This window comes from Flavobacterium piscis, assembly GCF_031457575.1.
GTDB lineage: Bacteria > Bacteroidota > Bacteroidia > Flavobacteriales > Flavobacteriaceae > Flavobacterium > Flavobacterium piscis_A.
In genome coordinates, this window is record NZ_JAVDWQ010000009.1 from 1 (window position 1) to 25,927 (window position 25,927).

At 33.6% G+C, this 25,927-nt stretch carries 25 protein-coding genes; 9 read left to right on the forward strand and 16 right to left on the reverse strand.

Going from position 1 to position 25,927, the window contains the following annotated elements; translation table 11 throughout:
- Positions 1–119: 119 nt before the first annotated feature.
- The 7 genes from J2W48_RS13460 to J2W48_RS13490 form a co-directional block, all read right to left on the reverse strand.
- A complete protein-coding gene (locus J2W48_RS13460; protein WP_310282152.1) occupies positions 120–284 on the reverse strand; it encodes a hypothetical protein in 165 nt (54 codons plus the stop codon).
- Positions 285–683: 399 nt separating this feature from the next.
- A complete protein-coding gene (locus tag J2W48_RS13465) occupies positions 684–1,127 on the reverse strand; it encodes a hypothetical protein (RefSeq protein ID WP_310282153.1) in 444 nt (147 codons plus the stop codon).
- A gap of 70 nt (positions 1,128–1,197) precedes the next feature.
- Positions 1,198–3,537 carry a GH92 family glycosyl hydrolase gene (locus tag J2W48_RS13470; RefSeq protein WP_310282154.1) on the reverse strand — a complete coding sequence of 780 codons (2,340 nt, stop codon included), beginning with the start codon at positions 3,535–3,537 and terminating at the stop codon, positions 1,198–1,200.
- A 163-nt stretch (positions 3,538–3,700) separates the two neighbouring features.
- Complete coding sequence (locus J2W48_RS13475; protein WP_310282155.1) at positions 3,701–4,297, reverse strand: GNAT family N-acetyltransferase; 597 nt, start codon at positions 4,295–4,297, stop codon at positions 3,701–3,703.
- A gap of 25 nt (positions 4,298–4,322) precedes the next feature.
- Positions 4,323–4,679 (reverse strand): hypothetical protein, encoded by a 357-nt coding sequence (locus J2W48_RS13480; RefSeq protein WP_310282156.1) that lies wholly within the window; start codon positions 4,677–4,679, stop codon positions 4,323–4,325.
- 117 nt (positions 4,680–4,796) lie between these two features.
- The gene (locus tag J2W48_RS13485; protein ID WP_310282157.1) at positions 4,797–5,975 is read right to left on the reverse strand and encodes an AIR synthase related protein; all 1,179 of its coding nucleotides are present in this window, start codon (positions 5,973–5,975) and stop codon (positions 4,797–4,799) included.
- 226 nt (positions 5,976–6,201) lie between these two features.
- Positions 6,202–6,870 (reverse strand): uracil-DNA glycosylase, encoded by a 669-nt coding sequence (locus J2W48_RS13490; protein WP_310282158.1) that lies wholly within the window; start codon positions 6,868–6,870, stop codon positions 6,202–6,204.
- Positions 6,871–7,006: 136 nt separating this feature from the next.
- Here J2W48_RS13490 and J2W48_RS13495 point away from each other — a divergent pair, with 136 nt between their 5' ends.
- From J2W48_RS13495 to J2W48_RS13505, 3 genes are all read left to right on the forward strand, one after another.
- Complete coding sequence (locus J2W48_RS13495) at positions 7,007–9,172, forward strand: endonuclease MutS2 (RefSeq protein WP_310282159.1); 2,166 nt, start codon at positions 7,007–7,009, stop codon at positions 9,170–9,172.
- Between the two features lie 129 nt (positions 9,173–9,301).
- Positions 9,302–9,607, forward strand: a complete 306-nt coding sequence (locus J2W48_RS13500; RefSeq protein ID WP_310282160.1) for a GIY-YIG nuclease family protein — start codon at positions 9,302–9,304, stop codon at positions 9,605–9,607.
- An 11-nt stretch (positions 9,608–9,618) separates the two neighbouring features.
- Entirely contained in the window at positions 9,619–10,062 is a 444-nt protein-coding gene (locus tag J2W48_RS13505; protein WP_310282161.1) for a thiol-disulfide oxidoreductase DCC family protein, read from the forward strand.
- A 182-nt stretch (positions 10,063–10,244) separates the two neighbouring features.
- On the opposite strand, the gene ettA is transcribed toward J2W48_RS13505, so the two are convergent.
- The 3 genes from ettA to holA all read right to left on the reverse strand — a co-directional run bounded on the left by ettA (position 10,245) and on the right by holA (position 13,263).
- Positions 10,245–11,936: an energy-dependent translational throttle protein EttA gene (ettA, locus tag J2W48_RS13510; protein ID WP_310282162.1), complete on the reverse strand. Its 1,692-nt coding sequence runs from the start codon at positions 11,934–11,936 to the stop codon at positions 10,245–10,247.
- Between the two features lie 72 nt (positions 11,937–12,008).
- Entirely contained in the window at positions 12,009–12,191 is a 183-nt protein-coding gene (locus J2W48_RS13515; RefSeq protein ID WP_230714740.1) for a CAL67264 family membrane protein, read from the reverse strand.
- 67 nt (positions 12,192–12,258) lie between these two features.
- Positions 12,259–13,263 carry a DNA polymerase III subunit delta gene (gene holA / locus J2W48_RS13520; RefSeq protein WP_310282163.1) on the reverse strand — a complete coding sequence of 335 codons (1,005 nt, stop codon included), beginning with the start codon at positions 13,261–13,263 and terminating at the stop codon, positions 12,259–12,261.
- Between the two features lie 96 nt (positions 13,264–13,359).
- Here holA and J2W48_RS13525 point away from each other — a divergent pair, with 96 nt between their 5' ends.
- From J2W48_RS13525 to J2W48_RS13535, 3 genes are read left to right on the forward strand one after another with little or no spacing between them, the layout of a single operon-like run.
- Complete coding sequence (locus J2W48_RS13525; RefSeq protein WP_310282164.1) at positions 13,360–13,806, forward strand: type I restriction enzyme HsdR N-terminal domain-containing protein; 447 nt, start codon at positions 13,360–13,362, stop codon at positions 13,804–13,806.
- Positions 13,807–13,829: 23 nt separating this feature from the next.
- Positions 13,830–14,849 carry a glycosyltransferase family 2 protein gene (locus tag J2W48_RS13530; protein WP_310282165.1) on the forward strand — a complete coding sequence of 340 codons (1,020 nt, stop codon included), beginning with the start codon at positions 13,830–13,832 and terminating at the stop codon, positions 14,847–14,849.
- 33 nt (positions 14,850–14,882) lie between these two features.
- Entirely contained in the window at positions 14,883–15,716 is an 834-nt protein-coding gene (locus tag J2W48_RS13535) for an OmpA/MotB family protein (RefSeq protein WP_310282166.1), read from the forward strand.
- Between the two features lie 165 nt (positions 15,717–15,881).
- Here J2W48_RS13535 and J2W48_RS13540 read toward each other — a convergent pair whose 3' ends face one another.
- The 3 genes from J2W48_RS13540 to J2W48_RS13550 form a co-directional block, all read right to left on the reverse strand.
- The gene (locus J2W48_RS13540) at positions 15,882–16,502 is read right to left on the reverse strand and encodes an L-threonylcarbamoyladenylate synthase (RefSeq protein WP_310282167.1); all 621 of its coding nucleotides are present in this window, start codon (positions 16,500–16,502) and stop codon (positions 15,882–15,884) included.
- 112 nt (positions 16,503–16,614) lie between these two features.
- On the reverse strand, positions 16,615–18,951 hold the full coding sequence (locus J2W48_RS13545) for an ATP-dependent helicase (RefSeq protein WP_310282168.1): 2,337 nt from the start codon (positions 18,949–18,951) through the stop codon (positions 16,615–16,617).
- A 264-nt stretch (positions 18,952–19,215) separates the two neighbouring features.
- Positions 19,216–19,977, reverse strand: a complete 762-nt coding sequence (locus tag J2W48_RS13550; RefSeq protein ID WP_310282169.1) for a sulfite exporter TauE/SafE family protein — start codon at positions 19,975–19,977, stop codon at positions 19,216–19,218.
- A 124-nt stretch (positions 19,978–20,101) separates the two neighbouring features.
- Between J2W48_RS13550 and J2W48_RS13555 the strand changes: the two genes are divergently transcribed.
- Positions 20,102–20,623, forward strand: coding sequence for a DUF7935 family protein (locus J2W48_RS13555; RefSeq protein ID WP_310282170.1), 522 nt, complete (start codon positions 20,102–20,104; stop codon positions 20,621–20,623).
- A gap of 76 nt (positions 20,624–20,699) precedes the next feature.
- On the opposite strand, the gene J2W48_RS13560 is transcribed toward J2W48_RS13555, so the two are convergent.
- The 3 genes from J2W48_RS13560 to J2W48_RS13570 form a co-directional block, all read right to left on the reverse strand.
- Positions 20,700–21,602 carry a patatin-like phospholipase family protein gene (locus J2W48_RS13560; protein ID WP_310282171.1) on the reverse strand — a complete coding sequence of 301 codons (903 nt, stop codon included), beginning with the start codon at positions 21,600–21,602 and terminating at the stop codon, positions 20,700–20,702.
- Between the two features lie 110 nt (positions 21,603–21,712).
- A complete protein-coding gene (locus J2W48_RS13565) occupies positions 21,713–23,773 on the reverse strand; it encodes a M1 family metallopeptidase (protein ID WP_310282172.1) in 2,061 nt (686 codons plus the stop codon).
- Between the two features lie 50 nt (positions 23,774–23,823).
- A complete protein-coding gene (locus tag J2W48_RS13570; RefSeq protein ID WP_310282173.1) occupies positions 23,824–24,390 on the reverse strand; it encodes a transposase in 567 nt (188 codons plus the stop codon).
- A gap of 89 nt (positions 24,391–24,479) precedes the next feature.
- Here J2W48_RS13570 and J2W48_RS13575 point away from each other — a divergent pair, with 89 nt between their 5' ends.
- Together J2W48_RS13575 and J2W48_RS13580 are read left to right on the forward strand one after the other, a co-directional pair.
- A complete protein-coding gene (locus J2W48_RS13575; protein ID WP_310282174.1) occupies positions 24,480–25,223 on the forward strand; it encodes a Dph6-related ATP pyrophosphatase in 744 nt (247 codons plus the stop codon).
- 8 nt (positions 25,224–25,231) lie between these two features.
- Positions 25,232–25,738: an MBL fold metallo-hydrolase gene (locus J2W48_RS13580; protein ID WP_310282175.1), complete on the forward strand. Its 507-nt coding sequence runs from the start codon at positions 25,232–25,234 to the stop codon at positions 25,736–25,738.
- Positions 25,739–25,927 lie beyond the last annotated feature (189 nt).

Genomic DNA, 25,927 nt, shown 5'->3' on the forward strand with positions numbered 1-25,927 from the left:
TTTTTCTTCTTCTTATTTACCAATCTATCAATGAACTTTCCCTGTTTTGCGGGGTGCAAATGTAACATCTGTTTTCAAATCTCACAAGCTTTTTTGAATCTTTTTTTGAAAAAAATTTTTCAATCCAAATTCGTTTGCTTGTCAGTATTTAAAGGAACGTCTATCGCTGTTGCGGGTGCAAAAGTAGCACCTTTATTTACATCTGCAAGCCTTTTTATTATATATTTTCCATCTTTTTTATAAGTGGCTGGCATGCTGGTTTTTAAAAACCAAAGTTTTTTCACGTAGTTTGAGTTCTGAATGCTTAACAAAGCCTAAAGCTATTTATCGCAGAGCTGAAAAGTCGCAAAAGTTCTTTTATAACTTATTTTAATCGCGCAAAGACACAGAGGCGCTAAGTTTTCTTTTCCATAATACTGTTTGGTTCTTTAAACTTCTGCTCCTTTATATAGAAGAAGGATGTTCTGTTGGACACTTCCGTCCTAGCCCCGATAGAAACGAAAATCCTTTTGTGCCGGGGTTCGGCACAAAAGATTGTAGTGGAGAGCGGGATTAAGCTCCTGAAAACTCTATTACTAAAGATTACTCATATATAATATAGTAGGAATCTCTACTATATTACAATAACAAACCCGGCAGTTATAAAATCTGTCGGGTTTATTTATTAGTGTTGTATGGCAATCTTATTTCTTAACTGGAAATTTCCAATCAAATTCATCTTTATCATTGATAATTGCACCAACTTCAAATTTTACAACTTCATCAAATTCGGTTTGAAGAATAAACCAGTTATCTTCATTAAAATAATTTTCGAAAGTGTCAAAAGTTTCCTGATTGTATTTTGTAATTCCTTTCGTTGCCAGATCTTTTTTTACGTCTGCAATTTTTCTTCCTATAAGTTTGAATCCGAAAACTTCTAAATCATTACTTGAAGCAACTAAATATCCTAATTTTAGATCTTCTTCCTGATAAAACGTTAATCTTATTTTTTGTGTGTTATAGACAAAAATTACATTATCATCTTCGTCATTATAATTTTTATCCGGTTTTCCTAAAACAGCCGTTACATCATTTTGCTTCATTCCGAAAAGCAATTTATCAATTCCTGATTTTAGATTTATTTTCATAAGGGTCAATTTATATTAAGGTGCAAATTTCGTGAAGTTTTTTTCAAACTATGCTATGTTTTGCTTTTTATTAATTTTGATAATTCTTTTTATTAGGTTTGCTGCTCATATAGAATGTCATTTTACCCCCGTTTATAATATCAGAATGTTTTAAGAAAGGTTTTGAAAGTTCTTTCCCGTTTAAAAGTACTTTGCTAACAAATACATTTTTATCGGATTGATTTATGGCTTCTACTTCGAATGTTTTACCATTTTCCAAATTGAAAACTGCCCTTTTAACTAACGGACTACCTAAAGCATATTCATCAGAACCCGGCGCTACAGGATAAAATCCTAAACTGCTAAAAATATACCAGGCACTCATTTGCCCAAAATCATCATTTCCGCCTAAACCGTCAGCGCCATTTCGGTACATTTTTTTCAGGATCATTCTGATTTTGTCCTGTGCTTTCCAAGGCGAATTTGTCCAATTATATAAGTAAACAACATGATGGGAAGGTTCATTTCCGTGCACATAATTCCCTATGATTCCTTCTCTGGTGATATCTTCGGTGTTTTCAAAATATTTATCCGGTAAATGCATGTTGAATAACGAATCTAACCGAACATTGAATTTATCATTGCCACCCATCATTTTAATCATTTCTGCCGGATCCTGCGGAACATACAAACTATAATTCCATGAATTGCCTTCGATGAAACCTTGTCCGTGCGTATCTAAAGGATCGAATTCTTTTTTGAAACTTCTGTCATTTAATTTAGGACGCATAAAACCGGTTTTGGCATCGTAGACATTTTTATAATTTTTAGATCTTTCGATGAATTCATTATAAACATCCGTTTTTCCTAATTTCTTTGCTGCCTGAGCAATCGCCCAATCATCATAAGCATATTCTAAAGTTTTTGAAACTGAGGAACCATTTTTATCTTCAGGAACGTAACCCATTTTCATATAATATTCCAAACCATCATAATACGGTACTTTTGCCGTAGTAACACAAGCCTGAAGTGCTTTTTCAGGATCGAAACTGGTATTGCCTTTTACAATTGCGTCAGCAATGACAGAAACAGAATGATACCCAATCATACACCAATTTTCATTAGCATAATGCGACCAGATTGGCAGCATTTTATGTACACTTTGATCTGAATGTGCCAACATTGAACTGATCATATCTGAATTTCGAGTTGGCTGTACTATATTAAATAAAGGATGCAAAGCTCTATAAGTATCCCATAAAGAATAGCTGGTATAGTTTTTAAAACCCTCTGCTTTGTAAACATTCATATCCAGACCTTTATAATTACCATCTAAATCCATATATTCTGTAGGACCTAAAAACGCGTGATACATGGCGGTATAAAAATTGACCAAATCTTCTTTTTGAATGGTTTCTATCTGAATTTTATTCAGTTCGTTATTCCACACTTCCTGACTTTGCTTTTTTACCTTTTCAAAATCCCAACCCGGAACTTCTTTTTTCATGTTTTCAAGTGCACCTGCTGAACTCACTGGCGAAAGAGCCATTTTTATTTTTATCTTCTCTCCTTCATCAGTATTAAAATCAAAGAACAATTTTAGGTTTTGTCCTGCCATTTCGGGAAAGTTTTTGGTTTGATCGAATCTTCCCCAAAAACCTCTGTACACACTTTTTTCCTGTGCCGCCTGTCCGTAGCTTTTGATTGGTTTACTGAAAGACATGGCAAAATAAACTGTTCTGGTTCTTGCCCATCCATTTGTCTGGCGGTATCCTGTAATTAAAGTATCGTTTTCAATACGAACAAATGTCCAAACATTTTTTTTATTGTAATTGTAAATTCCGGAAGTCAAATCGAGAATAATATGGGCTTCATCTGATTTTGGGAAGGTATATTGATGCATTCCGACGCGCGTTGTTGCCGTAAGTTCTGCCTTAATTTTATGATCTTCTAAAAGTACGCTGTAATAAGCTGGTTCAGCCTTTTCTGTTGTATGAGAAAATGCAGATCGATATCCAGATAAAGGTTTTGAAGCAACCCCGGGATTCAATTGTAGTTCACCTGTTGTAGGCATGATTAAAAAATCTCCTAAGTCAGAATGTCCTGTTCCGCTAAAATGGGTGTGACTGAAACCTACAATTGTTTTGTCTTCATATTGATATCCTGAACAATACTTGTATACATCTCCATTGTATTTTCCGTTTAGGCTATACGCAATAGTATCAGTTTCCGGGCTTAATTGCACACTCCCAAAAGGCACTGTTGCACCGGGATAGGTATGTCCCATTTTGGCCGTTCCAATCATTGGGTCGGCATACTGTACTAGATTTCGTTTTTCGGGAGTTTTTTTTTGTGCCTTTATTTGATTTGTAAAACTAAATAGCAAGATAGATAAGCCTAATAAAACACCTTTATTATTTGTAATATTCATTGGATATTTTTTTTCATCATTTTAGTTGTATTATAATCAAAGTGAGCTACTAAAACGATTTAACATAATTTCACGTTAGCAAATTACAACAAAATATAATTTTTAAAAAATTAAAGGAAAAGATTTTGGATATCATGAGTCCTCAAAGAAACGCTGTATAAATCTACAGCTTTTTGTGTAGATTTTCTTTTACTTCAGCAAACCATTCCTCTTTTAAGATACTCAAGACGATAGAATCACGACGAACATCCACTCCTCTAGTTGGCATATTACTTCGCAAAACACCTTCGACTTTGCAACCAATGCTTTTCATAGCAGCAATACTTCTTTCGTTATTATTATCGGCCCGGAATTCTACACGCTCTATTCCGAGTGTTTCGAAGGCAAATTGAAGTAATAAATATTTACAATGTTTGTTGAGTCCGGTTCCTCTAAAAGCTGAACCATACCAGGTAAAACCTAATTGAAGTGTTTTATATTCGAGATTCATGTCGTAGAAACGTGTTGAACCTGCGTATTTTTGAGATTTTTTATCGAAAACTATAAAAGGTAATTCCTTTTGATTATCTCTTGCTATTACTGCTGATTGAATATAATTGATCAAGTTCTCTTTTCCGTCAGCACCTACTAAAGAATATTTCCAGGTTTCCGGCTCGTTGATGGAAATTTCTAATAAATTATCGACATCAGATTCTTGCAGAGAACGCAATAAAACCAAATTGTCTTCTAAAATAATATTTTCTGAGAAATTAAAATCCATTGATAAAGCTAATTATTTACAAAAACTACTCACTCATTTCGTCATAACGTTCCGGAACTTGCGGATCATATAATGGACATTTGAATTCTTCCAATACTTCAACCAACTTATTCATGGTTTTTCCTTCAGTACCATAACAGTCGATTTTGATACTTTGTGGAGTTGAAATTACCTGAAATGCACCTTTTCCTGAGTTGTTTTTCCAACTATTCTCATCTACTTTTTCCCATTGTGAGAAAACTGAATTGATTCGGTTGAGAATTACCCCGACGGGAAGAATCTCTAAACCTTCAACTTCATGTTTTTCAAGCAGCGCTTCATAAACTTCATGATGGTTCAGGTAAACTTCTTCTAAATATCTCCAAAAAAGTAATTCGTACATAACAAGATGGTGTTTTAGCCCCGATAGAAGTGAAAATCCTTTTGCTTTTTTCTTTAAAAAGCAAAAGATTGTAACGGATAGCGGGATTAGCTCCTGAAAAAGCTAATAGTTATATATTTAATATTCGAAAGTACCATATTCGCTGGTAATAGTCAGTTTTTTGGAATCAGCAGCTTCTACTCTACCTACTATTTGTGCATCGACATTGAATGATTTTGAAATTGCGATAATATCCTGAGCAATATTTTCAGGAACATAAATTTCCATACGGTGACCGCAATTGAAAACCTGGTACATTTCTTTCCAGTCGGTTTTAGATTGTTCCTGAATTAACCTAAACAATGGTGGAACCGGAAATAAATTATCTTTTATGATATGTAAATTCTGAACGAAATGTAAAATTTTAGTCTGTGCTCCTCCACTGCAATGCACCATTCCATGAATTTCGTTTGGCGTATACGTATCCAAAATTTTCTTAATAATTGGTGCGAAAGTTCTGGTTGGCGAAAGTACCAACTGACCAGCGTTTATCGGACTATCTTCAACTTCATCAGTTAAATTAACCTGACCTGAATAAATTAATTCTTCCGGAACAAGGGCATCATAACTTTCAGGGTATTTTTTAGCTAAATATTTCCCGAAAACATCATGACGGGCAGATGTCAGGCCATTACTTCCCATTCCGCCATTATAGCTTTTTTCGTAAGTTGCCTGACCAAAAGAGGTCAAACCTACTATCACATCGCCGGCTTTTATGTTTGCATTATCCACTACATCGCTGCGTTTCATACGGGCTGTTACAGTAGAATCTACAATAATGGTACGAACTACGTCTCCAACATCAGCAGTTTCACCACCCGTTGAATGAATGGTTACGCCAAAAGATTTTAATTCGTTGATTAATTCTTCAGTCCCATTAATAATTGCTGAAATAACTTCGGCAGGAATTAAGTTTTTGTTTCTTCCTATTGTAGAAGAAAGTAAAATATTATCGGTTGCCCCAACACATAATAAATCATCAATATTCATGATTAAGGCATCCTGAGCGATTCCTTTCCAAACCGAAATATCTCCAGTTTCTTTCCAATACATATATGCCAATGACGATTTTGTACCAGCCCCGTCAGCGTGCATAATTAAACAATATTCTGAATCTTGTGTTAAGTAGTCTGGCACAATCTTACAGAATGCCTGAGGAAATAAACCTTTGTCGATATTTTTTATGGCGTTGTGTACGTCTTCTTTTGATGCCGAAACACCTCTTTGTGCGTACCTTTTGCTGGAATCTGAACTCATGAAAATTAGTTTGTGTTGAATGTGGTGCAAAGATAATCCCTTTTTTTAATTCTTTTATTGATTCGTATGTCTGATTCATAAAAAAATCCAATAACATTCAAATTGCTATTGGATTTTCATCAAAAACAGTTTTTGGAAATCTGTATTTTATATATTTTTCATAAAAGATTATAGTAGCATTTTATGCAAAAGCATAGTTGTAATACTAAATTTACAAAAAATATTTTTAAAACCAAGAAATTTCTTTAATTTCTTTTGATTTAAGAAAAACATTTGTTTTACTAAAATGTTTGTTTCCAAACCAGAAGCCCCTATTGGCACTTAAAGGAGAAGGGTGCCCTGATTTTAAAATCAGATGTTTTTCAGCATCAATCAAGACTCCTTTTTTTTGAGCAAAACCTCCCCAAAGCAAAAAGACAACATTCTCTTTTTCAGAAGAAATTTTCTTGATAACAGCGTCTGTAAATTTTTCCCAACCTTTACCCTGATGACTTCCGGCTTCAGATTGTCGAACTGTTAAAGTAGCATTTAACAGAAAAACACCCTGATCCGCCCAACGCTCTAAATTACCGGTTTTAGGAATCGGTATATTTAAGTCGGCTTCGATTTCTTTGAAGATATTATAGAGTGATGGAGGAAACGGAATCCCATCATTCACAGAGAAACACAAACCATTTGCCTGATTTGGGCCGTGATAGGGATCCTGTCCTATAATAACAACTTTTACCTGATCAAAATGACAGTGGTCAAAAGCTGAAAAAATCTGCCCACCCTTTGGATAACAAACTTTAGTAGCATATTCAGATTTTACAAAAGCAATTAATTCATTGAAATATGGTTTTTCAAATTCTTCATTCAAAATTGGTTTCCAGGAATGATGCATTTTTACGTCCATGACTTTTTTTTAATGCGAATCTCGTAATTTTTTTATTGAAATCATATTTAACAGTCCACAAAATTTAGACAGGAACTTTGTAAAATTCAATGATACTATTTTTGTACTTTTGCCTGTACTTTGTTAAAGAAATTAAATGATTAGTATTACCGAAAAAACATTACAAGATTTACAATTCCCAACAGTGCTCGAAACTATTTCGGCTGGCTGTAACACAGATATAGGAAAAGAAAAAGCTTTACAAATTACCCCATTTAGAGATAAGGAGACTTTGATACAGGCTTTAATGCAGACATCAGAATATGTTTCCTCTTTTGAAAATAACAATGCCATTCCTAATCATGGATTTGACGCCATAACGCATGAAATTAAGTTCTTAGCTATTGAGGATAGTTTTTTGGAAGTTGGCAGTTTTAGAAAAATTGCAACACTTTCATCGACAGCTAATTTCTTATTGAATTTCCTGAAAAAGTTTGATGATTATTATCCGAACTTAAATGCAAGGGCTTCAAGAGTTGAGTACACCAAAGATATTGTTACACTTATTGATGCTATAGTAGATAAATATGGTGAAATAAAAGACAATGCTTCTCCTGCCCTTTTGAGTATCCGTCAGAATATGAATATTGTTCGTGGTAAGGTAAACCAAAGTTTTGGAGTTGCCCTTACCCACAATAACAGCCTTGGATACTTAGATGATATAAAGGAAAGCTTTGTTCAAAATCGTCGTGTTTTAGCCGTTTTGGCCATGTATCGCCGTAAAGTTAAAGGCTCTATTTTAGGAAGTTCAAAAACGGGAAGCATCGCTTATATTGAACCTGAAGCAACACTGCAATATTCCAGAGAACTGGCTAATCTGGAGTACGAAGAAAAAGAGGAAATTACCCGAATTTTAAAGCAATTATCAAATGAGATTCGACCATTTTTACCTTTGTTAATTGAATATCAGGAATTTTTAAGTGATATTGATGTAGTTGCAGGGAAAGCTAAATATGCCAATAGAATTAACGGAATATTACCCAATATTACAGAAGAAAGAAGATTATTTTTTAGAGAAGCATACCATCCGATTTTGTATTTGAATAATAAACAAAAGAACGAAATTACTCATCCGCAGACCATTGAATTAAAACAGGACAACCGAATTATCGTAATTTCCGGACCAAATGCGGGAGGAAAAACCATTTCGCTTAAAACAGTTGGTTTATTGCAATTGATGTTGCAATCCGGGATGTTGATACCCGTTCATGAACGAAGTGAAACTTTCTTGTTTGACCGAATCCTAACCGATATTGGAGACAATCAATCTATTGAGAATCATTTGAGCACTTACAGCTATCGATTAAAAAACATGAATTATTTCCTAAAAAAGTGTAATAAGAAAACCATGTTTTTAATTGATGAATTCGGAACTGGTTCTGATCCTGAATTGGGTGGCGCGTTGGCAGAGATTTTTCTGGAAGAATTTTATCATCGTGAAGCTTTCGGAATCATTACAACACATTATTCGAATTTGAAAATTCTGGCAAATGAATTGCCTTTTGCTACAAATGCGAATATGATGTTTGATGAAAAATCGCTTGAACCAATGTATAAATTAGCTCTTGGTCAGGCGGGAAGTTCGTTTACTTTTGAGGTTGCCCTAAAAAACGGAATTCCATTTGGATTGATTAATCGTGCCAAAAAGAAAATTGAAGTCGGAAAAGTTCGTTTTGACAAAACGATTGCAACACTTCAAAAAGAACGTTCTAAATTGGAGAAAACTTCTATCAATCTTAAAGAAGAAGAAACCCGAGCCCGTGAGGAAAGCAAAAAGATGGAAAACATCAATGTAAAAATCAAACAGAAACTGGAAAGCTATCAGGAATTGTACGACAGCAACCAAAAGACGATTTACATTGGTCAGAAAATAGAGGATATAGCCGAGAAATATTTCAATAATAAAAACAAAAAAGATCTTATTGGAGAGTTTTTGAAAATCATTGAAATTGAAAATTCAAAACGTAAAAAAGCTACTCCAAAAGAAGCCAAAGCGATAATCGAAAAGAAAAAAGAAGTGATTGCAGAAGTTTCTGTACAAGTCGAAGAAATTCGGCAAGAGAAAAAAGAGAAGAAATTGAAACCTGTTATTGAAAAACCAAAACCTATTTTGAAAGTTGGTGACAGAGTAAGAATGTTCGACGGAAGATCTGTGGGAAGTATTGATGTTATTGAAAAAAATAAGGCTACTGTAAATTATGGAATCTTTACTTCTAAAGTAAGTTTAGATGAATTAGAGTTGGTTGAGGCGGCGAAGAAGTAAGTTTTAGGTAGTAGTTTCACACATGCAAAGTCATTGCGAGGAACGAAGCAACCGCACTAACATTAGCAAGTCTTTAAGTAAATACTAAGTGAGATTGCTTCGTTCCTCGCAATGACAAAAAATAAAAATATGAAACCAGGATTTGTATATATCATCACTAATAAATATCAAACCGTGGTGTATACTGGTGTAACGTCAAATCTTCCTCAAAGAATACTTGAACATAAGAACAAAAAATATCCAAAGTCATTTTCAGCTCGATATAATGTAAATGTTTTAGTTTATTTCGAGCAATTTCAATTTATTGGAGACGCAATAACTAAAGAAAAACAAATAAAAGCAGGTTCAAGAGAAGTTAAAAATGAATTGATTCGTACATTAAATCCAACCTGGAAAGATTTATTTGAAGATATTAAGAATATAATGACTGAATAATACAAATTGAAATGGAAATACGTAGTGAGATTGCTTCGTTCCTCGCAAGGACTGGTGAGCATAAAAAAATAATCCTCTTTGACGGCGTTTGCAATTTATGCGATAGCGCAGTTCAGTTTATCATTAAACATGATAAAAAAGATGTATTTAGGTTTGTGGCTCTGCAATCGGAATTAGGAATTGAAATTTGCAATTATATTGGTTTAGATCAATCAAAAATTGACAGCATTATTTTATATAATCCCGGAGTTGCTTATTATTACAAATCTTCTGCAGTTTTGGAAATTGGTAAAGAGTTGGGCGGAATATATAGTTTAGCATCCATTTTTAAAATTCTTCCGGAGAAACTTCGAAATTACATCTACGATTATATTGCCAAAAATAGGTATAAATGGTATGGCAAAAAGGAAAGCTGTATGATTCCAACTGCTGAATTAAAGGCTAAGTTTTTATAATTATAGATTAGTATTCCTTAAAATTTATTTTGAAAACTAACTCCCTAGCCCTGATGGAAGCGGCATCCTTTTTATTTTTTCTTTAAAAATAAAAAGATACAGCGGACAGCAGGAAACAGCTTCAAATAAAAAAGCCTCAAATTCATATAAATCTGAGGCTTTTGAGATTTCTAATTAGAATATTATCTAATTAATTTTTTGTATTTCAAACGTTTTGGAGTTAAATCACCACCTAAACGTTTCTTTTTGTTTTCTTCATAATCAGAGAATCCTCCTTCAAAATAGTATACTTCAGAATCACCTTCGAAAGCCAGAATGTGTGTACAAATTCTGTCTAAGAACCATCTGTCGTGCGAAATTACTACAGCACAACCAGCGAAGTTTTCAAGACCCTCCTCAAGTGCGCGAAGTGTATTTACATCCAAATCATTTGTAGGCTCATCCAGTAAAAGTACATTTCCTTCTTCTTTCAAAGTCATCGCCAGGTGCAAACGGTTACGTTCTCCACCGGAAAGCATTGAAACTTTCTTGTTTTGTTCGCCACCACCAAAATTAAAACGTGACAAATAAGCTCTTGAATTTACTTGTTTTCCTCCCATCATGATTAGTTCCTGGCCGTCGGCAAAGTTTTCCCAGATTGATTTATTTGGGTCAATATTTGAATGCGCCTGATCTACGTATGCAATTTTTACGGTTTCTCCAACAGAAAATTCTCCACTGTCTGTTTTTTGTTCGCCCATAATCATTTTGAAAATGGTAGATTTACCAGCACCGTTTGGACCGATAATTCCAACAATACCAGCTTGTGGCAACGTGAAGTTTAAATTGTCGTACAATAATTTATCTCCAAAAGCTTTGGCTACATTTTTGGCTTCAATAACATTCGTTCCTAAACGTGGACCATTTGGAATATAGATTTCCAAGTTTTCATCCAGTTGCTTTTGATCTTCGTTTAATAATTTGTCGTAGTTCTGTAAACGCGCTTTTTGCTTGGTTTGACGACCTTTAGCACCCTGGCGAACCCAGTCCAGCTCACGCTCTAAGTTTTTACGACGTTTTGAAGCTACTTTTTCTTCAAGAGCCATTCTGCTTGATTTTTGGTCTAACCAGGAAGAATAATTTCCTTTCCACGGAATACCTTCCCCTCTATCCAACTCTAAAATCCATCCGGCAACATTATCAAGGAAATATCTATCGTGCGTTACAGCAATTACAGTTCCTGCATATTGTGCTAAGTGCTGCTCTAACCAAAGTACAGATTCAGCATCTAAGTGGTTGGTAGGCTCATCCAGAAGCAATACATCAGGCTGTTGCAATAACAAACGACATAAAGCTACACGACGACGCTCTCCACCAGAAAGGTTTTTTATAGGCGTATCACCATCCGGCGTACGCAAGGCATCCATTGCTATTTCTAATTTTGTATCGATTTCCCAGGCCCCGAGAGCATCAATTTTGTCCTGTAAAGCAGCCTGACGATCCATTAACTTATCCATTTTATCCGGATCTTCGTAGTTTTCCGGAAGACCAAATAAATCATTGATTTGATTGTATTCTTCCAAAACTGCCATTGTTTCAGCAGCTCCTTCACGAACGATTTCGATAACAGTTTTAGAATCATCCAGAATCGGTTCCTGTTCTAAATAACCTACTGTGTATCCTGGCTGAAAAACAACATCTCCCTGATAGTTTTTATCAACTCCGGCTATAATTTTTAAAAGAGAAGATTTTCCTGAACCATTAAGACCTAAAATACCAATTTTAGCTCCGTAAAAGAAACTCAAATAGATGTTTTTTAGTACCGGTTTATCTGCTCCCTGATAGGTTTTGCTCAATTTTTGCATTGAGAAAATTACTTTCTTATCGTCTGACATTTGTTTATTTTAAATTTTAATTATTATTTTTTCTCTATTGAATTTTGATATTGTGATTGCAATTGAATTTTGTTAAACTCTCCCTTTCAAAGCATTAAAAACCCATGCATTAGCTAGAAACCCAACACCTGTAGCCGCAAATCCCCAGCCCGAAACATCACTGTATCTAAAAGCGCCAAGACCTATAAGTAACAATCCCATAAGTATCATTATAAAAGTAGCCCATCCTAAAACGGTATTTTTATTCATTCCCATAATTGTATAATTATTATTTTTAAGTAGTAATTTTTTTAGAAACGCAAATATCGTGAATTTTCATGGCTTAATTAAATATTTTGTATAGCATTTCTTTTAGTAAATCTGATTGAGGCAAAGCATTCGCTCCAACTCCTTTACTTTTTACATCTACATCACGTAAGGCTCCAACAATTTGACTCACTTTTCGCATTGGATAATTCTTGATTGCTAAATCGTATTCTTTTAAAAAAAAAGGATTTACTCCAATAGCTGCTGCTACATTTTTAGGATTTTTATCCTTAAGTCCGTGGTATTTTAAAAGCTGGACAAAAAAACCGAAAACTAATCCGGTTGTCATTACCAGTGGGTATTCTTTTGGATTATGAGCAAAATTTTCAGCAATTTTATAAGCTTTAAGTTGATTGCGTTCCCCAATTGCTTTTCGAAGTTCAAATACGTTATAATCTTTACTGAAACCAATATTTTCCTCAATATGTTGTGGCGTAATTACGGTTCCCTGCGGTAAAATAATCTGTAATTTTTCCAGTTCATTATTTATTTTACTCAAATCTGTTCCTAGAAACTCTACCAGCATCGCATTTGCTTTTGGGTCAATAGTATATTTTTTTCCTGCAAGAACACGCTTTATCCAATCTCCAACCTGATTTTCATACAATTTCTTACTTTCGTAAACAACCCCTTTTTGTGCCAATAGTTTGGTAACTTTTTTACGTTTATCAAGTGTTTTGTATTTGTAACAAAAAACCAAAACTGTTGTTTCCATCGGATTATTAACATAGGATTCTATTTTATCAATAGTTCTTGATAAATCCTGCGCCTCTTTTACAATAACAACCTGACGGTCAGCCATCATCGGATAGCGCTTGGCAGTTGAAACGATATCTTCTACAGAAACATCCCTTCCGTACAAAACGGTTTGATTGAATCCTTTTTCTTCTTCCGAAAGGATATTCTGCTCAATATATTCCGATAATTTATCAATATAATAAGGCTCTTCCCCCATTAAAAAATAAATCGGTTTTATATTTCCAGTTTTTATATCATTGACAATCTTTACAACTTCCTCCATTCAATACTTTTGTTTCAAGTTTAAAGTTTCAAGTTCTCATTTCAATAACCTGAAACTTTAAACTTGAAACCTGAAACTATTTTATATTTTTGCCTTATGCAGCAATTAAATTTTCCTTCTTATACTTTCCGATTCAAAAATAGCGAAAATAAAGTGTCTATTTTTGATGAAATCAGGAAAAAATTTATCATTCTTACTCCGGAAGAGTGGGTTCGTCAGCATGTTGTTCATTATTTGATGAATGAAAAAAAATATCCAAAATCGCTTATAAACGTAGAGAAAGTTTTAACAATCAATGGCTTAAGAAAACGTTATGATGTTGTGGTTTTTAATTCGGATGGTTCCATACATATATTGGTAGAATGCAAAGCACCGGAAGTAAAAATATCGCAGGCAACTTTTGATCAGATTGCACGTTATAATATGACAATGCAGGCACGGTTTTTGAAAGTCACAAACGGACTGAATCATTATTATTGTCAGATGGATTTTGAAAACGAGAAATATCAGTTTCTTCAATCCCTGCCTAATTACAAAGAATAAAAATATCAATTAACAATATACTTTTGAATAAGATAGCAGTAGTCATTTTAAATTGGAACGGAAGAAAATTGTTAGAACAATTTTTACCATCTGTTGTTCAATTTTCGACAGAAGCCACTATATATGTAGCAGATAATGCTTCCACAGATGGTTCTGTAGAATTCGTTCAGAAAAATTTCCCTACGATAAAAATCATAAAAAATTCTGGCAATCACGGTTTTGCAAAAGGTTATAATGACGCTTTAAAAGAAGTTAATGCTGAAATTTATGCCTTAGTAAATTCAGATATTGAAGTGACTGAAAACTGGCTGAAACCTATTATTGAAATCTTTGAAACTGAAAAAAATACTGTCATTATTCAGCCTAAAATTCTGGATTTTAAGAACAAGGAATATTTTGAATACGCTGGTGCTGCAGGGGGCTTTATTGATAAATTTGGTTTTCCGTTTTGTCGTGGACGAATTTTTGATACTATGGAAAAAGATAGTGGTCAATATAATGATAATTCTGATATATTCTGGGCCTCCGGAGCATGTTTTTTTATAAGAAAAGAAATCTATCATGAATTAGGCGGATTTGATGAAACATTTTTTGCCCATCAGGAAGAAATTGATTTATGCTGGCGTGCACAAAATGATGGGCATAGCATCAAATACTGTTATCAGTCGATTGTATACCATGTGGGCGGGGCAACTTTAGAGCAGGGAAATCCTAAAAAAACATATCTAAATTTTAGAAATTCATTGTTAATGCTCGTTAAAAACCTTCCTAAAAAAGGATTGTTTTTTATCATTTTTTTCAGAATGGTTCTTGATGGGATAGCTGGTATCAGATTTTTAACGCAAGGGAAATTCAAACATACACTAGCTATTTTACACGCCCATTTTTCATTCTATTGTTTATCATTACCCTACTTAAAAAAGAGAAAATGTTTTCAAATGCAAAGATACTATACCGTAAAAAGTGTCGTTTTCTTATATTATATAAAAAAATTGATTTTTTTTAAAGATATCTTTAACACTAATCAAAATATTAAAAACTAACTTTGTAATTAACATCAAATTAAATTTTACCTTATGAGAAAAATAGCAATCGCTCTAACAGTACTTATGGCTTTAACATCGTGTGTTTCTAAAAAGAAGTATGCAGAATTGGAAGCTAAAAACAAAGAAACCCAAGACTTATTAAACTCTTGCACTGTTAAATTAAATACTTGTTTAGAAGAAAAAGCAGGATTGGCAGCTACAGCCAAAAGCTATAAAGAACACAATCAGGACTTGATCAGTACTTCAAAAGATTTAACTGTTTTAACTACAAAAGGAGCTGAAAATCTTGAAAAATCTCTAGAAAGTCTAAAAGAAAAAGATTTGAAAATTTCAAGGCTTCAGGATGCATTAACTAAGAAAGATAGTGTAACACTGGCTTTAGTTACAAGTTTAAAAGGAGCTGTTGGAATCAACGATCCGGATATCGAAATTAATGTAGAAAAAGGAGTTGTATTTATTTCTATTGCAGATAAATTATTATTTAAAAGTGGTAGTTATGAGGTAACTGACGCGGCAAAAGGCGTTTTAGCTAAAGTTGCAAAAGTTGTAAACGACAAACCTGATTTCGAATGTATGGTTGAAGGTCACACAGATAACGTTCCTTACAAAAGTAACGGAATTTTGCTAGACAACTGGGATTTGAGTGTTAAACGTTCTACTTCAATTGTTCGTGTATTAACTAATGATTTAGGAGTAAATCCAGCTAAATTAATTGCTGCCGGTAGAAGCTCTTACATTCCTTTAGTTGCCAATGACACTGCTGAAAATAAAGGCCGAAACAGAAGAACCAGAATTGTTGTTATGCCAAAAATCGATCAATTCTATGAAATGATTGAAAAAGAAATGAAAAAACAACAACAATAATTTTTTAATATTATAATTTATTATACAAAAAGCAGGTCAATTGACCTGCTTTTTTAATATCCTTTAACCATAAAGGATAGCATTTTTTTTAATTAACTAACTAAATTTTAACTTACCTTAAAGTTAGCACTATTTTTTTTAAAGTTGATATATTTAAGTCTTTTTTTACAAAATTCCTATATCTCCCTTTCCTTCTCTCACAATAACTGGTTCATGTTCTGATAAATCTATAATTGTAGAACCAACATTATCACCATACCCCCCATCAATTACCAGGTCAACCAGATTTTGCCATTTTTCAAAAATTAATTCCGGATCTGTTGTATATTCAATCACATCATCTTCATCACGAATAGAAGTTGAGACAATTGGATTTCCCAATTTCCTAACTATTTCCAATGCAATATTATTGTCCGGAACACGAATACCTACTGTTGTTTTCTTTTTAAATTCTTTAGGTAAATTATTATTTCCTGGTAAAATAAAAGTATAAGGGCCAGGTAAAGCTCTTTTTAAAATTTTGAAAGTAGAGGTATCAATCTGCCTTACATAATCTGATAAATTGCTCAAATCATGACAGATAAACGAGAAATTTGCTTTCTCTAATTTAACTCCTTTAATTTTTGCAATTTTTTCCAAAGCACGTGAGTTGGTAATATCACAACCTAAACCATAAACGGTATCGGTTGGATAAATAACTAAACCCCCATTTTGAAGTACTTTTACCACTTTTGCAATCGCAGCTTCACTGGGTTTATCGGGGTATATTTTTATGAATTCTGCCATTTTTGTTTTTTTTAAAGTTTATTTTGTTTCATGTTTAAAGTTGAAATGAATACTTAAAATGGCTTAAAATCTAACCAAAAAGTTTGCAAAACCTGAAACCTGAAACATTTTTTTACCCCACAACATCCAATTTGGCAAATCGCAGCAATAATTTTTTAATTCCACCAACTTCAAATTTGATTTCAGCTTTTTTGTCGGCTCCAACACCTTCCAGATTAATCACTTCTCCCTTTCCAAAACGTTCGTGCATTACTATATTTCCAATTGTGAGTTTACTGTCAAATAAATTTGGAGCCCCACTATTTGGATTTGTTCCTGCAACGGGTTTCAGTTTCCGAATATTCAAATCTATTTTCGGTTCATTGTCAGTACTATATTTAGGTGGTGTTCCTCCAACCGGTTTTGCCAATCGCAGTTTGGATTTATCTATATCTCCAAAAATATCGCTGTCGATCATTGGTTTGTAACGATAATTGTTTTCGGTTGGTGTTAAATATTCCAAATATTGCCCGTCAATTTCTTCAATAAACCGTGATGGGTCACTATCGGTTAGTTTTCCCCAGCGATAACGTGATTGTGCATACGTCAAATATGCCTGATGTTCTGCACGTGTTAACGCTACATAAAACAATCGACGTTCTTCTTCCAATTCACTTCTTGTACTCATACTCATGGCACTAGGAAACAAATCCTCTTCCATCCCCACCACAAAAACATGGGGAAATTCAAGTCCTTTAGCTAAGTGAATGGTCATCAGAGCCACACGATCTTCATCAGATGTATCTTTATCCAAATCTGTCGCAAGCGCTACATCCTCCATAAATTCAGACAAGGCTCCTCTTGCTCCGTCAATTTCTTTTTGTCCTTCTGTAAAATCCTTGATACCGTTTAAGAGTTCTTCGATATTCTGAATTTTTGCCATTCCTTCTGGTGTAGCATCTTTTTTCAACTCCTGAACTAAACCTGTTTTTTTAGCAACGTAGTCTGTAATATAAAAAGCATCCTGATTTTGATTTATGACCTGAAAACTCTGAATCATAGTCACAAAATCATTCAGTTTTTGTTTGGTTCCGGAATTCAGTTTCAAATCGATTTTATCAATATTCACCATTACCTCCCAAATCGAACGTTTGTAGTGATTGGCCGCAATGGTCAATTTCTCAACAGTTGTATCTCCAATTCCGCGAGCAGGATAATTGATGACACGAACCAAAGCTTCTTCATCTTTTGGATTAATCACCAAACGCAAATAACACAAAACATCTTTGATTTCCTTGCGTTGATAGAATGATAAGCCTCCGTAAATTCTATACGGAATATCACGTTTCCTCAAAGCATCTTCCATTGCACGCGATTGTGCATTCGTTCGATACAAAATAGCAAAAGATCCATTATGCAATTGGTTTTGCATTTTTTGCTCAAAAATGGTACTTGCCACAAAACGACCTTCTTCGGCATCAGTCAAACTTCGGTGTATTTTTATCTTCGGACCAAAATCATTAGCTGTCCAGACGATTTTATCAAGCTTGGTTTTATTTTTATCAATGATCGTATTGGCGGCTTCAACAATGTTTCGGGTTGATCGATAATTTTGTTCCAGCCTAAAGGTTTTTACACCTTCATAATCTTTCTGGAAATTCAAAATGTTATTGATATTTGCTCCACGAAAAGCATAAATACTTTGCGCATCATCACCAACCACACAAATATTCTGAAATTTATCCGATAAGGCCCTAACAATCAAATACTGAGAATGGTTCGTATCCTGATACTCATCAACCAAAATATAACGAAAACGGTTTTGGTATTTGGCTAAAACTTCTGGAAAACGTGTCAGCAATTCATTAGTTTTCAATAATAAATCATCAAAATCCATTGCTCCAGCCTTAAAACAACGCTCTACATATTCCTGGTAGATTTCACCTAACCTTGGTTTTTTGGCCATAGCATCCGCCTCTTGTAATTCAGGATTGTTGAAATAAGCTTTTACAGTAATTAAACTATTTTTATAACTCGAAATTCGTCCTAAAACCTGTTTTGGTTTATAAATATCGCGATCCAGCTGCATTTCTTTGATAATAGAAGAAATTAGCCTCGCCGAATCCTGAGAGTCATAAATTGTAAAGTTGGAAGGGTATCCTAAATGTTCTGATTCAGAACGAAGAATACGTGCAAAAACAGAATGAAAAGTTCCCATCCACAAGTTTTTTGCTTCACTGGCGCCAACAATAGCAGAAATCCTGTGCTTCATTTCACGGGCAGCCTTGTTCGTAAATGTGAGCGACAGTATATTGAAAGCATCAATGCCCTGATGCATCAAATAGGCAATTCTAATTGTTAATACACGGGTTTTTCCCGAACCTGCACCAGCAATAATAATCATTGGCCCATCTTTTTGTAAAACGGGTTCTCGTTGTGCCTCGTTGAGCTGGTCAATATATTTATGCATGAAATTGTTCTCCTTTTTATGCAAAAATAAGAATTAATCATTTAATAAGCTACTAAGTTTCTGAGGTTCTAAGTGGTCATTTTTTTATTCTTTGAAGTAAGGCAATCCGCATTTGTTAAATATGGTTCACCCTTTTGGAAATACCTTTATCAGTTTAAAATCAAATCAATTAGCATATTTTTACAGAGGTTCTAAGAATGTAAGTTTCTAAGTTTATTTCTAAAATACTCAGCAACTCAGAGATTTAGCACCTTAGAAACTTGCTTAAAATACATCATAAGCAAATCGGATTAAAGTTCCAATTACCACAACCAAAAAGAAAATTCTAATAAAACCATTCCCTTTGTAAATTGCCAGTTTAGCGCCAAGCCATCCGCCAAGTCCATTGCTTATTGCCATCGGAATTGCAATTGACCATATGATTTTTCCTTTCACCATAAACAAGCAAATCGAACCAAAATTAGTTGCCAGGTTAACCATTTTAGCATTTGCAGAAGCATGCAAGAAATCAAAACCCAATAAAGCAATAAAAGCAACTACAAAAAAACTCCCGGTTCCCGGACCAATAAAACCATCATAAAAACCAATAATTATACTGATTACAATCGCGTATAAAATTTGAGTTTTAGCCGAATGCTCTTTGGCTGCATGCTGACCGAAGTTTTTCTTGGCATAAGTATAAATAAATAATAAAGATAAAACCACCAATAAAAGTGGTTTCATAAAATCATTGCTGACAAGTGTTAATATAGTGGAACCTAAAAATGCCGATGGAACAGCCAAACACATCATGATTAAAAGTAATCGCCATTGAATAACCACTTTTTTCAGATATTGAAAAGCGGCAAAAGCGGTACCACTGAACGCTGGAATTTTTAAAGTTCCAATGACCGTTGAAACTGGTAAATTAGGTAGCAATATTAGTCCCATTGGAGTTTGAATCAATCCGCCACCGCCTACAATTGCATCAATAAAACCCGCTGCAAAAGCAGCTAAACAAAGCAAAATTATTACGTATGAGTCCATTAAAAAGTGTATTACGGCAGGTTATAAAAACTTTGTGCAAAAGTAAGGTTTCAATTCGTTTATTAAATAAAATTTAAAGTGGATTTCTCTTCAAAAAGTATATTTTTGCTTAAAAATTATTAAAATGGATTTTACACGAATTATAGAATTAGCGAGTTATACTTTACCAGCCATTGTTACCGGATTTGTGGCTTATAGTTTTTTTGAATTACACATTAAAAACAACGATAAAAAGCGTGCTTTTTTATTAAATAAACAAGCTCATTCCGAGTCATTACCCATACGTTTACAGGCTTACGAACGCATGACTTTATATTTAGAACGTATCAACCTGACGAAACTATTGATTCGTATTGCCCCGATTTCGAACCAAAAACACGATTATGAAAACTTTGTAATCGATCAGATTGAACAGGAATTCGAGCACAATCTAACGCAACAAATTTATATGTCAGACGAATGCTGGATGATTATTACAACGGCTAAAAACTCAACCATACAAATTATTCGAAAAGCTGCCATGAGTGACCGTGTGGACAGTGCTGATAAATTGCGTGAAGTTATTCTGAATGATTTATTAGAAAAACAATCTCCTAGTAATGCTGCTTTAGGATATATTAAAAATGAAGTTGCGGAACTTTGGTAGCTATAAAATTTTAGAATGTAGATTTTGAATTTCGGCAATCACTTCAATTCCTAAATCTATATTCTAAATTCTAAAATCAAACTTTATTATCACTCATGATCTCAGACTTATTCTGAGCATATTCATACCCTTGTTCCCACCATGATTTCATCACTTCTTTATTAAAAATCAAGGCATTATTTGTCAACTTTGTTGGTGTGTAATATAAATTAAGTTTTACATTCTTATTGTTTGCTATCAGTTTTCCTATAGCAATATCGTGTTTTTCAACCTGATCAAGGGCAATACGGAACAAATCAATCATAAGTGAAAATGGATTTTTTCCAATTACGGTTTTATCCATATTTACTTCTGTTTCTAAAATAATCACATCGATTTCAGTTGCTCCCCGATTAATAGCTTCACGGATTGGAACCAAACTTGAGAATCCACCATCACCATATTCGTAATTATTTTTGTTAACCAAACTCATAAACGGAACATAATTGCTGGAAATCCAGGACCAGTCACAAAATTCATCATACGTACAATCTTTAATCGATTTATATTCAGCTTCGTTTTTTGTAAAATTGGTCACTGTAATAATAACATCTTTTTTTAATTTTTTTAATTGATTAAAATCGGATAATGAAAAATTGTTTTTTATGTATTTCTGCAAGCTTCTGCTTTCTCCAAATGTTCTTTTTCCTTTAAAAAACTGGCGTAAAACATTAAAGTGATTTATAGTCACAATGTCAACACCATCTTTTGTTTTAACAACAAAAGGGCAAATATTAAATATTTTAGACATATCGACATTGGTGTAAACCGAATGTATTTTTTCGATATTTCCGAGAGCCAAATGCGGAATCAATAAGCTTCCGGTTGAAGTTCCGAGGAATAAGTCGTATTGATGTCTTTTTACCTCTAATAAATATTGTGCAACACCTCCGGCAAATGCGCCCTTACTGCCACCTCCGGAAATAACCAATGCTCTCATAAATAATTGTTAGGTTTTGTTTTTGGATTTTTTTGGAGAAAATAGAACAAAGAATCCAGAAAAAAGATTTTTTTGAATCTATACCCTTGCTTCTTTGTTCTATTCTCTCTTTACTCTTTCAATAAACGATTCAACTGAAATTGTTCATCGGGGTTCAAATTAGGTAAAATTCTATTAAATGAAGCACGCATTTCAGGATTTTTTAATAGCGGTCGAATAGAATCTCTTCCAAATTTAGAAAACTGCCACATGTGATGCGTTGTGGCATTGACTAAATTACTCAAAACCTGATCGTTAATTATTTTAAAGGAAATAAGTTTCTCAAGTGCATTTTGTCGTGTAGTTGCTTCATATTGCGTTGAAGAAAAAGCTATTAATTCTGAAATTAAAACTTCTGAATTATTGCCGTAATTGGGTGTAGACAGCGCTAGTGAAAGCCATAAAGCACGAAGATTGTAATCGTTAAAACCAATCCATTCTTTAGATTTATTAAGATATTCTGCCTGACGATCCGGAAAATTTTTCCATAAAAAATAAAGCGCAATTTCCTGTGTCTGATAGGATTTATCATCGAGTAAAGTTTCATATTCTGTTCTGAAATCTTCAGGTATCTTTGACATTGTAGCTGCAACAGCTTGTCGAACCTGAATATTGTTGGTTTGTAAAGCGGCTAACAAAAGTGGTTTCTTGCCGTCATATTTCTCAGATTTAATTTGATCAATAATTGATTCTTTTACACTGTGATAAACATCTGAATTTAAAAGCTCTAAAAAGTAATCCTGTTTTTCAGCCAATGCTGTCTTTTTCAGTTTATCAACTTCCAAACGAATCTGAATCATTTTATTTTTACTCAATAAAGCATTTGCGGTTGGCGTATCAAAAGAAGTTGTTTCCAACCAGGTTTTTTGAAATTTATCCAAATCAAAATTCGAAACTTTCTTAATCTCATCAAAGAAATTCTGCGTATTAACAGTTTGATACGCATATTTCTTCAGATAACTCTTAATAGCTTTTTTAAACGCTTTATCTCCAATCGATTCATGTAAAACAAATAATGCCCACGCCCCTTTTTCATAAAAAGTCAGTGAACTCGCCTTGGCGTTTAAAACCGGAATCGAGTCGGTTCTGGAAGCGAATTTAAGTTGTTGTGCAGTATCATATAATTTTGAGTAAAAATAATCATCACCAAAAATTTCTTTTTCTGCTAATGCTGCATAATAAGTAGCAAAACCTTCCTGAAGCCAATGGTGTGTGCTGCTTTCAGCTGTAACCAAATCGCCAAACCAGTGGTGCGCCAACTCGTGTGCATCCACATTGGTGTAATTTCTATCTTCAAAACCAATTGAGTCAACTACAAAACGTGTTGCAAAAAGTGTTGTCGTTGTATTTTCCATTCCGGCATACAAAAAATCACGAACCGGAATCTGCCTGTTGATTTTCCAGGGATACTTCACTCCTATTTCTTTTTCCAAAAAATCAAAAATCCGTTTGGAATAGCGGTAGGTAGGTTCAAATCGATCTGCATCTTTAGGTTCTAAATAATATTCTAAAGGAATTTTAGATTTTGATTTGAATTCTTTTTTATCAAATTTTCCAATGGCGAGCATCAATAAATACGAACTCATTGGATTTTCCATTTTATATTGCCAGTGAACCTGGTTGTTGTTTTCTATTTTATTTTGTAAAACTCCATTCGAAACAACCTTATATTCTTTATCGTAAAAAATCCCAATATTAAAAATTACTTTCTCATTAACATCATCAAAACTTGGAAACCAATTACTAGTGTATTTTCCCTGTCCCTGTGTCCAGATTTGAACATCAGAATTTTCGATATCTACGAAATATAAAGCCTGTTTCGGTTTTACGGTATATTCAAAAGTCAAATTATTTTTGCCTTTTTGAAAATTGTTTATGATTTGCAATTGTTTACCGGTATTGATAAAAATAGCCTCGTTTTGATTAATTCTAACTTTTGAAAACTCCATGTTTTTAGCATCAATCTTAATAGTATCAACCGATTTTAAAACCTCAAATTGATAATCAACGGAACCTGAAACCAATTTTTCATCAGTTTTAAATTTCAATTGACCGGAAACCGATTTAAAATCGACAAATTGAGTTTGTTGGGCAAATATGAAGCTGGTAATAAATAAGAAGATGTATTTCATTGAAAATTTGAATTTATAGAATCCGTATTCCAGTTTACCGGATTGGTTTTTTATGTATTGATAAATTTTGTTTTATAATTACGTACAATATGGTCATGATAATTAGACTGCCGAATTGATTCAACATCATTAATTTGTTTAGTCGTAACAGATTTAAAAATTGCTGCAAATGATGAGATTGAATTGGGTTTTCTGGATAATTTTGATTCCGATTGGTTTTTCTGTAGAGACGCACAGCAGTGCATCTTCTCAACGATTGTCTTTACATTTGTTGATGTTCTGTGTGTAGATGCACTGCTGTGCATCTCTACGTTGTGCGTCTCTACGTTAGAATCTGAACAATGATCATTTTGAATTTCAATCAATAAATGAATATGATTGGGCATCACCACCCAATTATGAAAAAACCAATTTTTACGAATTTTAATTGATTTTAAAAGTGCATTTTCAACAATTTGCCCATTATCATTTAAAATCATTTTACCTTTTTCAATAGAACCAAAAATACATTCCCTGTTTTTAGTTGCTATCGTAATAAAATAAATTGCTTCATTAGAATAATCCCAATTTCTCAATCTATTTGAATCAATTTTAAATTTATTTTTAAATAATGTCATCTTTGGGGTTGTAAAAATCCAAAGTTACAAAGGTTTCGTCAACAAATCGAATGAAATTTGTATGTTTACATTAGAAAAATTACAAGAACGTGTCAACACCAAAAAAAGCCTTATTTAACTGGAGCAGCGGAAAAGATTCTGCCCTTACTTTATACAAAATTCTTCAAAATCCTGAATTTAAAATTGAATGTCTGTTAACTAGCGTTAATCAGCAACATCAGCGAATTTCCATGCACGGTGTACGTGTAGAACTGCTGGAAGCTCAGGCAAAAAGCATTGGTTTGCCTTTGAAAATTATGCAGATTCCGGAAATGCCAACCATGGAAGTATATGAAAATGTAATGGCCAAAACCTTAGACGAATTGAAAAAACAAGGTATTACCCATTCGGTTTTTGGAGATATTTTTCTGGAAGATTTGCGAATATACCGTGAGAATAAATTAGCTCAAATTGGTTTTGAAGGCGTTTTTCCTTTATGGAAAATTCCAACTCACGATTTGATTCAGGAATTTATCAGTTTAGGATTTAAAACAATTGTTGTTTGTGTAAACGAACGCCATTTAGACAAAAGTTTTGTTGGCCGAATTATTGATCAGGATTTCATCAATGATTTACCTGAAAATGTAGACGTATGTGGAGAAAATGGGGAGTTTCATACCTTTACTTTTGATGGGCCAATTTTCTCGAAACCCATTAATTTTGAAATCGGTGAAACGGTGTATCGAAAATATGAAAAACCAAAAAATGAAGATTCATCTAATACTGCTTGCGACACAAATGCAACTGATGCTTTTGATTACGGATTTTGGTATATTGACTTAATCCCTAATTAATTTTTACCATGACAATAAATAAGCAATCTCCTGAATTAAAAAAACTCCTGTCATTCTTAAACGAAATAGGAATTGATGTAATTGAGAAAGAACTGGAAACTTCATTTTTGCCGGGATTAAGTTTAGGCCCAACTTGTTTATATATTGATTTTGAAAAATTATTGTATCCTGGCGATATTCTGCATGAAGCGGGACATTTGGCTGTAACTACTACTGCAGAGAGAAAAATAGCAGGTACAAATGAAATGGTTTGCAACTGGCCTAGTCAAGGAGAAGAGATTGCAGCAATTCTCTGGTCTTTTGCAGCAATAAAATATTTAGAATTGCCAATAGAATTTGTATTTCATCCGAAGGGATACAAAAATGAATCGGAGTGGCTTATTTCAAATTTTAACAGCGGAAATTACATTGGTTTACCTTTTCTGGAATGGGCTGGACTTGCTTTAGGAAAAGAACGCGCAGAAAAAGAAGGCAAAGAAGCTTTTCCTAAAATGTTAAAATGGTTAAGAGATTAAATTATGGATAAATTAGTACGCTCAATAAAGTTTCCGATGTTTTTTTGATATTGAAAAACTAAACAACGATGTTCAAAAGATATTATTGATAAAAACTGGACAAGCCACAATGTCTAAACAAATACGCCCGTTTTTTAAATAAAACTGCTGGTCCGTTGTGCGAAAGCCCTGTTCCCAGAACATAAATAG

Bases quoted from the DNA above. Each gene is read 5' to 3' on its own strand.
- J2W48_RS13465 (WP_310282153.1), bottom strand. From the start codon at position 1,127: ATGAAAATAAATCTAAAATCAGGAATTGATAAATTGCTTTTCGGAATG.
- J2W48_RS13470 (WP_310282154.1), bottom strand. From the start codon at position 3,537: ATGAATATTACAAATAATAAAGGTGTTTTATTAGGCTTATCTATCTTG.
- J2W48_RS13475 (WP_310282155.1), bottom strand. From the start codon at position 4,297: ATGGATTTTAATTTCTCAGAAAATATTATTTTAGAAGACAATTTGGTT.
- J2W48_RS13480 (WP_310282156.1), bottom strand. From the start codon at position 4,679: ATGTACGAATTACTTTTTTGGAGATATTTAGAAGAAGTTTACCTGAAC.
- J2W48_RS13485 (WP_310282157.1), bottom strand. From the start codon at position 5,975: ATGAGTTCAGATTCCAGCAAAAGGTACGCACAAAGAGGTGTTTCGGCA.
- J2W48_RS13490 (WP_310282158.1), bottom strand. From the start codon at position 6,870: ATGGACGTAAAAATGCATCATTCCTGGAAACCAATTTTGAATGAAGAA.
- J2W48_RS13495 (WP_310282159.1), top strand. From the start codon at position 7,007: ATGATTAGTATTACCGAAAAAACATTACAAGATTTACAATTCCCAACA.
- J2W48_RS13500 (WP_310282160.1), top strand. From the start codon at position 9,302: ATGAAACCAGGATTTGTATATATCATCACTAATAAATATCAAACCGTG.
- J2W48_RS13505 (WP_310282161.1), top strand. From the start codon at position 9,619: ATGGAAATACGTAGTGAGATTGCTTCGTTCCTCGCAAGGACTGGTGAG.
- ettA (WP_310282162.1), bottom strand. From the start codon at position 11,936: ATGTCAGACGATAAGAAAGTAATTTTCTCAATGCAAAAATTGAGCAAA.
- J2W48_RS13515 (WP_230714740.1), bottom strand. From the start codon at position 12,191: ATGGGAATGAATAAAAATACCGTTTTAGGATGGGCTACTTTTATAATG.
- holA (WP_310282163.1), bottom strand. From the start codon at position 13,263: ATGGAGGAAGTTGTAAAGATTGTCAATGATATAAAAACTGGAAATATA.
- J2W48_RS13525 (WP_310282164.1), top strand. From the start codon at position 13,360: ATGCAGCAATTAAATTTTCCTTCTTATACTTTCCGATTCAAAAATAGC.
- J2W48_RS13535 (WP_310282166.1), top strand. From the start codon at position 14,883: ATGAGAAAAATAGCAATCGCTCTAACAGTACTTATGGCTTTAACATCG.
- J2W48_RS13540 (WP_310282167.1), bottom strand. From the start codon at position 16,502: ATGGCAGAATTCATAAAAATATACCCCGATAAACCCAGTGAAGCTGCG.
- J2W48_RS13545 (WP_310282168.1), bottom strand. From the start codon at position 18,951: ATGCATAAATATATTGACCAGCTCAACGAGGCACAACGAGAACCCGTT.
- J2W48_RS13550 (WP_310282169.1), bottom strand. From the start codon at position 19,977: ATGGACTCATACGTAATAATTTTGCTTTGTTTAGCTGCTTTTGCAGCG.
- J2W48_RS13555 (WP_310282170.1), top strand. From the start codon at position 20,102: ATGGATTTTACACGAATTATAGAATTAGCGAGTTATACTTTACCAGCC.
- J2W48_RS13560 (WP_310282171.1), bottom strand. From the start codon at position 21,602: ATGAGAGCATTGGTTATTTCCGGAGGTGGCAGTAAGGGCGCATTTGCC.
- J2W48_RS13565 (WP_310282172.1), bottom strand. From the start codon at position 23,773: ATGAAATACATCTTCTTATTTATTACCAGCTTCATATTTGCCCAACAA.
- J2W48_RS13570 (WP_310282173.1), bottom strand. From the start codon at position 24,390: ATGACATTATTTAAAAATAAATTTAAAATTGATTCAAATAGATTGAGA.
- J2W48_RS13580 (WP_310282175.1), top strand. From the start codon at position 25,232: ATGACAATAAATAAGCAATCTCCTGAATTAAAAAAACTCCTGTCATTC.